This is a genomic window from Nitratireductor sp. GCM10026969 (assembly GCF_042660605.1).
GTDB lineage: Bacteria > Pseudomonadota > Alphaproteobacteria > Rhizobiales > Rhizobiaceae > Chelativorans.
On the sequence record NZ_JBHSUM010000040.1, the window covers coordinates 23707 to 31698 of the forward strand.

The window sequence follows — 7992 nt, forward strand, 5'->3', positions numbered from 1 at the left end:
CGTCATGCTGCTTTCCAGACGGGGTGATCGGCGCCGTGCGGCACGGCGCTGTTGCGGTAGTAATCCTGGGCGGCTGCGACGCCGGCGCCGAGGCGGATGGGGATGCCGAGATCGGCCATGGCCATTTCCGCCGTGGCGATGCCGGCGAGCGCCATCACATCCGTCATCGCCCCCAGATGTCCGATGCGGAAGACCTTGCCGGCGACGTCGCCCAGGCCGACGCCGAAGGCGGTTTGGTATTTGTCGGCGGCGAGGGTGACGACCTCCGTCCCGTCAAAGCCTTCCGGCACGCGGATCGTGGTGACGGTATCGGAATAGAGCGACGGGTCGGCCGCGCAGAGCGGCAGTTCCCATGCCGCCGCCGCCCGGCGAACGCCCTCGGCGAGGCGGCGATGGCGCGCGAAGACCTTTTCCAGCCCTTCCTCCTCCAGCATCTCGACCGCCTCCGTCAGGCCACGGATGAGGCCGACGGGCGGCGTGTAGGGAAAGCCGCCGGCGTCGCTCGCTTTCAGCATCGCACGGAAATCGAAATAGGCGCGCGCGCATTCCGCCTTGTCGACCGCCGCCAGCGCCTTCGGGCTCAAGCCCAGGATCGCCAGGCCGGGCGGCAGCATGAAACCCTTTTGCGAGCCGGTGACGGCGATGTCAACGCCCCACTCGTCCATGCGGAAATCCATCGAGGCGATGGAAGACACGCCGTCGACGAGAAGGAGGGCGGGATGGCCTGCGGCGTCGAGCGCGCGGCGGACGGCACGCACGTCGGAGCGCACGCCCGTGGCGGTCTCGTTGTGGGTGACGAGGACCGCCTTGATCTTGTGTCCGGTATCGGCCGAAAGCACTTTTTCGAACGCATCGGCCGGTGCGCCTTCGCCCCAGGGCCGCTCGATCACCTCGACGTTCAGCTTGTGGCCGCGGCACAGGTCGATCCAGCGGCGCGAGAACATGCCGTGACAGGCGGCCAGAACCTTGTCGCCGGGCGACAGCGTGTTGGTCACCGCAGCTTCCCATGCACCCGTTCCCGTGGCAGGAAAAAGCAGGACCTCGCCCTTTTCGGTCTTGAGGATGCGTTTCACGCCCTCGCGCGCGGGTTTCAGCATCTGACCGAATACGGCGGAGCGATGGTCGATCGTGGGGTAGTCGACGGCGCGGCGGAGCCGCTCGGGAATGTTGGTCGGGCCCGGAATGAAGACCGGATTCTGTGTATGCATCGTCTCTTCCTTATCGCCGCACTTCCTAAGCAGAATAGTCTTCGGGAAACACGAGGGCAATTTTTTTGAAAAACTATTTCATTTCCTCCAAAAAACGCGGTAACCCTTTGGCGAAGAGGCGATCGCGAGTTTTTCGCATGCCGGAAAATGGATGGAGCGGTTATGACCAAATCAGGACGCGCGCGGGGGCGGCCCCGGTCCTTTCACGACAGCGGGCTTGCCACGCGTATCAGGGCGCTGGACCGGGCCGTCGAGGTGCTGAGGGTGGTGGCGACGGGAAGCGGCATGTCGCTCACCGAGATCGCGGCGGAGGCCGGGGAGGCGGCGCCAACGGTCTATCGCATCCTGATTACGCTCGAGGCGCATCGCGTGGTCGAGTTCGACGAGTCGGAACAGCTCTGGCATGTCGGGATCGAAGCCTACCGCATCGGCACCGGCTATCTGCGGCGCACCAAGATCGTCGAGCAGAGCCGGCCCGTGATGCAGCGCATCATGCTGGCTACCGGCGAGACGGCGAATATCGCCATCGTCGACGGGCGCGAGGTGGTCTTCCTGTCGCAGGTCGAGACGCATGAGCTGATCCGTGCGTTCTTCCGGCCGGGCACGCGAGGGCCGGTGCATGCATCGGGCATCGGTAAGGCGGTGCTTGCTTTCCAGCGGCCGGAGCGGATCGAGGCGATTTTGAACGCCTACCCCTTCGCGGCCTTCACCGAGAAGACCATCACGGGGCGGGAGGCTATGGAGGGCGAGTTGGCGGGCATCCGCGCGCGCGGCTTTTCGGTCGACGACGAGGAGCACACGCGCGGCATGCGCTGCGTGGCCGCGCCGATCTTCAACGAATACGGCGAAGCCGTGGCCGGGATTTCGGTTTCCGGCCCGTCGGTGCGCGTCACGCACGATCGCGACGTCGAGTTCGGCCGCATGCTGCGGGCTGCCGCAGATGAGGTCACCGGCGCAATCGGCGGCCGCTTGCCCGATGCAGTGGCGGAGGAGAGTCTTATATAGCCCGAAGTCGGCCGAGGTTCGCGCGCCGCTACGGCAAACGGGTTTTTCGGCTTGACCTTCCAGTAACTGGAAGGATTACGAGCCCCTCCGTGGACAAGGAGCATCGGCATGAGACACGACCACGGATCGCACGACACCGGCAACAAGGAACATGTCTGTCACGAGCACGACCATGCCGCGCCGGGCGCGGAGGTCGTGACGCGCGATCCGGTCTGCGGGATGACGGTGGATCCCGAGGCCGGCAAGCCGACGGCACAGCGCGAGGGCCGGACGTTCCACTTTTGCAGCGAGTCCTGCCGCGAGAAGTTTGTGAAGGACCCGGAAAGCTATATCGAGGCCACCGATCCGGTTTGCGGCATGAAGGTCGACCGCGCCACCGCGCGGCACTTTAGCCGCCGCGACGGCGAGGCTTTCTATTTCTGTTCGGCCGGATGCCAGAGGAAGTTCGAGGGCGAGCCCGAAAAATATCTGGCGCCGCGGCCGCCGGTCGAGGCGGTGACGGGCGTCCAGTACACCTGCCCGATGCATCCCGAGATCATCCGCGACAAGCCCGGTTCCTGCCCGATCTGCGGCATGGCGCTGGAGCCGATGGGCGTGCCCACGGGGGAGGAGGGGCCGAACCCGGAACTGATCGACTTCACCCGCCGGCTGTGGGTGAGCGCAGTGCTTTCGATCCCGCTGCTCCTGCTCACCATGGGCTCGATGATCGGGCTGCAGATCCGCGAATGGATCGGCGAGCGCATGGCGATCTGGCTCGAGCTTGCGCTGGCGACACCCGTGGTCTTGTGGGCGGCCGCGCCATTCTTCCGCCGCGGCTACGATTCGATCGTCAACCGCAGCCCGAACATGTGGACGCTGATCGCCATCGGCGTCGGCACGGCCTACGTCTACAGCGTGGTCGCGACCTTGTTTCCGGGTGCCTTCCCGCAGCAGTTCCGCACCCACGGCGGCATGGTGCCGGTCTATTTCGAGGCGGCGGCGGTCATCGTCGCGCTGGTCTTCCTCGGACAGGTGCTGGAATTGAGGGCGCGCGAGCGCACCGGCTCGGCGATCCGCGCGCTGCTCGACCTGGCGCCGAAGACGGCGCGCAGGCTTTCAGAGGACGGCTCGGAGGCCGACGTGCCGCTCGAAGACGTGCAGGAAGGCGACAGGCTGCGCGTGCGGCCGGGCGACAGCGTGCCGGTCGACGGCGTGGTGCTCGAGGGCCGCTCCTCGGTGGACGAATCCATGATCACGGGCGAGCCCGTGCCGGTCGAGAAGACGGAGGGCGACGCGCTCACCGGCGGCACGCTCAACAAGAACGGCTCTCTCGTCATGCGGGCCGAGCGGGTGGGCAAGGATACGATGCTGTCGCAGATCGTCGAGATGGTCGCCAAGGCGCAGCGCTCGCGCGCGCCGATCCAGGGACTGGCGGACAAGGTCGCCTCCTATTTCGTGCCGGCAGTGGTACTGGTGGCGATCATCGCCTTCGTCGTCTGGGCGATCTTCGGGCCGGCGCCGAGCATGGTCTTCGCCATCGTCTCGGCGGTGTCCGTGCTCATCATCGCCTGCCCCTGCGCGCTGGGGCTGGCAACGCCCATGTCGATCATGACGGCGACCGGGCGCGGGGCGCAGGCCGGTGTGCTCATCAAGGACGCCGAGGCGCTGGAACGCTTTGCCCGGGTGGACACGCTGATCGTCGACAAGACAGGGACGCTGACCGAAGGCAAGCCGCGGCTGACCGATATCGTGCCCGCCGAGGGTATCGGCGAGGACGTACTCCTGAAGCTCGCCGCCAGCCTTGAGCGCGGGTCGGAGCACCCGCTTGCCGAGGCGATCGTCGAGGGCGCGTTGGGACGCGGCGTTTCGCTGACCGATACAAGCGATTTCGAGGCGGCCACCGGCAAGGGCGTTTCCGGCACGGTGTCCGGACGATCCGTGGCGCTCGGCAATGCCGCGATGATGGCGGATCTCGGCGTTGATTTCGAAGCACTGTCCGCGCGCGCCGATGCCCTGCGGGCGGAAGGCAAGACGGCGATGCTTGTCGCCGCCGATGGAAAGCCGGCGGGCATCATCGCCGTTTCCGATCCGGTGAAGGAGACGACGGCCGAGGCGATCCGCACGCTGCACGAAAGCGGGCTCAGGATCATCATGGCGACCGGCGACAATGCGCGCACCGCACAGGCCGTGGCAACCGCGCTCGGCATCGACGAGGTGCGGGCCGACATGCTGCCGGAGAGCAAGAAGACGCTGATCGACGAGTTGCACGCCAGGGGCGCGCGCGTCGCCATGGCCGGCGACGGCGTGAACGATGCGCCGGCACTTGCCACAGCCGATATCGGCATCGCCATGGGCACTGGCGCCGATGTCGCGGTGGAGAGCGCCGGGATCACGCTGGTCAAGGGCGATCTCGACGGCATCGTGCGGGCGCGCCTGCTCGCCCGGGCGACGATCCGCAACATCAAGCAGAACCTCTTCTTCGCCTTCGTCTACAACACACTCGGCGTGCCGATCGCCGCGGGCATTCTTTATCCGGTCTTCGGCGTGCTGCTGTCGCCGATGATCGCGGCGGCGGCGATGAGCCTGTCCTCGGTCTCGGTGATCGGCAACGCGCTGCGGCTCAGGTCGATCGCGCTGCGGTGAGGGCAACGCGCTGGGCAATGACCTATATCGTTCGAACATGACACCGCATCGGAGGCGGCAATGAACATCGGCAGCGTTGCACAGAGTTCCGGGCTCCCGGCAAAGACCATCCGCTATTACGAGGATATCGGCCTGTTGCGGCCGGATCGCGCGGAGAATGGATATCGCGACTACTCGGTGGCGGACGTTCATCGCCTGCGCTTTCTCCAGCGTGCGCGCAGCCTCGGATTCACAGTGGAGGAGTGCCGGCAGCTCCTGTCGCTCTACAACGACAGGGAGCGCGAAAGCGCCGACGTGAAGGCGATCGCCAAGGCGAGGCTCGAGGACATGGAGCGCAAGATCGCCGAACTGATCAGCCTGCGCGATGCGCTGCGCCATCTGGTCGACAACTGCCACGGCGACAACCGCCCCGATTGTCCCATCATCGACGAACTCGCCGCCGAGCGGCCGACCCGCTGACCGTCATAGCTGTGCCAGGCTGTCCCGTTTCAGGACAGACCTTCCTCGCGCTGCCGCAATTTGAGCCAAAATCGGACGATCCGGGCCGGAACAAGAATTGCACCGTGCACATGGAACAACGTTGCATGGGTGCGGCTATGAAATTGTCGGTGCGGCCGGGCAAGCGGGAGGGGGAGCCAAAGCTGCTGTTTGACCACCTCCTCGAAATGGAGAACCTGGTGGAATCTCCCGAGGGTGGCGTCGTCGTGACCGTCGTCGCGAAGGATATCTACACGGCGAAGGCCAGCCAGCGTTTTTCCCTGACCTTCACATCGGAGGAAGTCGACATGATCGCGCGGGTACAGAAGGCCGCGCGCGGAGAGCGCTCCAACGGCAGTGCCGGCACGGGATCATGACGGCGTGGTGCGGTCGGGGTTTCGGCAAGCAGGCTTGGCATCCGTTCTATTGCCGACTATGTCTCGCAACCGTGCCTGGTGGAGCGGCCGATTGGTTCCGCGCGGCGTAGAGGACAACGAAAGACCGCAGGCGGGGAAATCAGCATGGATCTGGCGGAAGAAGCGCATTGGCCGCGAGAGGTTCTCGACCGCGACTATAACGCACGCGCCTCGGTGGAGCCGGATGTCTTCGAGGACGCGCTGCGGCGCTATCGCGCCCTGTCCGAGACCGCGCGCGAAAGGGTGGCGGGGGTCACGGACCTGGTTTATGACCAGTTCAGCAGCCAGACCATCGATCTCTACGGGATCGGCGGGGAGCCGCGACCCGTCTTCCTGTTCATCCACGGAGGCTATTGGCGCGCCCTGTCCAAAGAGGATTCGGCCTTCATGGCGCCGGCCCTGGCACGCCAGGGAATCGCGACGGCCGTGGTCGACTACCGCCTGGCCCCGGCGGTCGGGCTGACGGAGATTGTGCGGGAGGTCCGTGCCGCCGCCGCCTTTCTCCACCGCGAGGGAGCGGCCTATGGCATCGATCCTTCCTGCATTTTCGTGGGCGGCAGTTCCGCCGGCGGTCACCTGACGGGTACCATCCTTTCGGGCGGGTGGCACGACGATTTCGGCGTGCCGGGCGACCTCGTCAAGGGGGCGTTCCCGGTCAGCGGTCTGTTCCACCTCGCGCCGATCGCCCGCTCCTTCGTGCAGGAATGGATCAGCCTGTCCGAAGAAGAGGTGACGCGCTTGAGCCCTGCCGAAAACCTGCCAGCCGTCGGCTGTCCGATGGTGGTCGCCTATGCCGAGGGGGAGCCGGCCGGCTTTGCCCGGCAGTCGGAGACGTATCACGGCCTTTGGCAGGAGAAGGGCTTCGACGGTTCCCTGCTTGCGATCCCCGGCCGCAACCACTTCGATGTCATCTTAGACCTTGCCGACGAGAAGAGCGTTCTTTTCGAGCGTCTGGTGGGGATGATCCGCGACGGCGCTGCCTGAGGATCGCGTACCGGCCGCAGCCCGCATCAGTTCGTCTCGCGCGGCACGAGCTTTTGGGCGTAAAGCCTGACGACACCGGAGAAAGCGGCGACGGCCGGCGATACGGAACGTCCGCTTGCGTGGATGAAGGAGACCTCGCGCGCGATGCCGGGTTCCACCAGCGGCTTGCCGAGGACCTTGTGCTGGCGGGCTGCCGAAAGGGCATAGGTGGGCAGAACCGAGACGCCCAGCCCGGCCTCGACCAATGCCAGCGCGGTCGTGATGTGGGAGACCTCGTATAAGGGTTTGAGCGCGATCTGCGCGTTCTCGTAGCCGATCTCGACAAGAAGGCGGATGCCGCTTTCGCGGGTCAGTGTGATGAGCGGATGACCGTCCAGATCGCGCCAGCGGACCGTCGAGGCGGCGGCAAAGGGACTGTCATAGGCGCAGAACAGCATCAGGTTGTCGCGGATCAGTCCGATGCGCTCGACGCCGTCCTGCCCCGGGGGGAACGTTCCCAGCCCACAGTCGGCCTTTCCCGTCCGCACGCTTTCCACGATCTCATTCGTTCCCACGTCGATCAGTTCGACCGTCACCCCCGGAAAACGGGCGCGGAATTCGGCCATGGCAAGGGGCAGGACGGCTGCCGCCAGGAGTGGTGGCGCCGCCACGCGGATGCGGCCGCGCCGGCGCTCGAGGATGTCCTGGACGTTCTGGACGGCGTGTTCGAGCTCCTCCATTGCCTTCATCGAGGAGGTCCGGAACTCCCGGCCTGCATCGGTGAGTTCGACACGGCGCGTGGTGCGGTCGAACAGGCGCACCCCGAGTTCCGCTTCCAGATCCTTCACCGATTGCGAGAGGGCTGGCTGTGCCATGTGCTGCCGCCGCGCGGCGCGCGAGAAGTTGCCGAGTTCGGCAACGGCGAGAAAGTTCTCGATCTGCTTGAGCGTGATGCGCATGGCCAATTCATATACTGAACCTATCAATATATAAAATAAAGGAGGATTGTCATATAGGTCGTGCGGGTGCTTCCTTCCCGTGACTGCTATGCAGCGTCGAATGGAGGGGGAGCTTGAACGCAGTGGGACGATTCGAGGCGGCGAAGGAAGGCGGTCCGGTCGGCCGCAGCGTTCGGCGTCGCGAGGATGCCCGCATCGTGACCGGCGGCGGCCGCTATGTCGACGACCTCTTGCCGGAAGGCTGTCTCCACCTGGAATTTGTCCGCAGCGTCGATGCCCGCGGGCGGCTGACGGCGGTCGACGCCGAAGCGGCGCGCGCCTGCGACGGGGTCGTCGCCGTTT

General features: G+C 65.9%; 8 protein-coding genes. 6 read left to right on the forward strand and 2 right to left on the reverse strand.

Annotated elements, in window-relative coordinates:
• Nucleotides 1-2 precede the first annotated feature (2 nt).
• Nucleotides 3-1208: an L-aspartate--glyoxylate aminotransferase BhcA gene (bhcA, locus tag ACFP9U_RS10975; RefSeq protein WP_378621344.1), complete on the reverse strand. Its 1206-nt coding sequence runs from the start codon at nucleotides 1206-1208 to the stop codon at nucleotides 3-5.
• 162 nt (nucleotides 1209-1370) lie between these two features.
• Here bhcA and bhcR point away from each other — a divergent pair, with 162 nt between their 5' ends.
• From bhcR to ACFP9U_RS11000, 5 genes are all read left to right on the forward strand, one after another.
• Entirely contained in the window at nucleotides 1371-2213 is an 843-nt protein-coding gene (gene bhcR / locus ACFP9U_RS10980) for an HTH-type transcriptional regulator BhcR (RefSeq protein WP_378621346.1), read from the forward strand.
• Between the two features lie 108 nt (nucleotides 2214-2321).
• Nucleotides 2322-4835, forward strand: a complete 2514-nt coding sequence (locus tag ACFP9U_RS10985; RefSeq protein ID WP_378621348.1) for a heavy metal translocating P-type ATPase — start codon at nucleotides 2322-2324, stop codon at nucleotides 4833-4835.
• Between the two features lie 60 nt (nucleotides 4836-4895).
• Nucleotides 4896-5294: a Cu(I)-responsive transcriptional regulator gene (cueR, locus tag ACFP9U_RS10990; RefSeq protein WP_378621350.1), complete on the forward strand. Its 399-nt coding sequence runs from the start codon at nucleotides 4896-4898 to the stop codon at nucleotides 5292-5294.
• A gap of 137 nt (nucleotides 5295-5431) precedes the next feature.
• Nucleotides 5432-5689: a hypothetical protein gene (locus tag ACFP9U_RS10995; protein ID WP_378621352.1), complete on the forward strand. Its 258-nt coding sequence runs from the start codon at nucleotides 5432-5434 to the stop codon at nucleotides 5687-5689.
• Between the two features lie 144 nt (nucleotides 5690-5833).
• Nucleotides 5834-6712 (forward strand): alpha/beta hydrolase, encoded by an 879-nt coding sequence (locus ACFP9U_RS11000; protein WP_378621353.1) that lies wholly within the window; start codon nucleotides 5834-5836, stop codon nucleotides 6710-6712.
• A gap of 26 nt (nucleotides 6713-6738) precedes the next feature.
• Here ACFP9U_RS11000 and ACFP9U_RS11005 read toward each other — a convergent pair whose 3' ends face one another.
• Nucleotides 6739-7650 carry a LysR family transcriptional regulator gene (locus ACFP9U_RS11005; RefSeq protein WP_378621355.1) on the reverse strand — a complete coding sequence of 304 codons (912 nt, stop codon included), beginning with the start codon at nucleotides 7648-7650 and terminating at the stop codon, nucleotides 6739-6741.
• A 122-nt stretch (nucleotides 7651-7772) separates the two neighbouring features.
• Here ACFP9U_RS11005 and ACFP9U_RS11010 point away from each other — a divergent pair.
• A partial coding sequence (locus ACFP9U_RS11010) for a hypothetical protein (RefSeq protein ID WP_378621361.1) occupies nucleotides 7773-7992 on the forward strand: 220 nt, incomplete at its 3' end.

Bases quoted from the DNA above. Each gene is read 5' to 3' on its own strand.
- bhcA (WP_378621344.1), bottom strand. From the start codon at position 1,208: ATGCATACACAGAATCCGGTCTTCATTCCGGGCCCGACCAACATTCCC.
- bhcR (WP_378621346.1), top strand. From the start codon at position 1,371: ATGACCAAATCAGGACGCGCGCGGGGGCGGCCCCGGTCCTTTCACGAC.
- ACFP9U_RS10985 (WP_378621348.1), top strand. From the start codon at position 2,322: ATGAGACACGACCACGGATCGCACGACACCGGCAACAAGGAACATGTC.
- cueR (WP_378621350.1), top strand. From the start codon at position 4,896: ATGAACATCGGCAGCGTTGCACAGAGTTCCGGGCTCCCGGCAAAGACC.
- ACFP9U_RS10995 (WP_378621352.1), top strand. From the start codon at position 5,432: ATGAAATTGTCGGTGCGGCCGGGCAAGCGGGAGGGGGAGCCAAAGCTG.
- ACFP9U_RS11000 (WP_378621353.1), top strand. From the start codon at position 5,834: ATGGATCTGGCGGAAGAAGCGCATTGGCCGCGAGAGGTTCTCGACCGC.
- ACFP9U_RS11005 (WP_378621355.1), bottom strand. From the start codon at position 7,650: ATGCGCATCACGCTCAAGCAGATCGAGAACTTTCTCGCCGTTGCCGAA.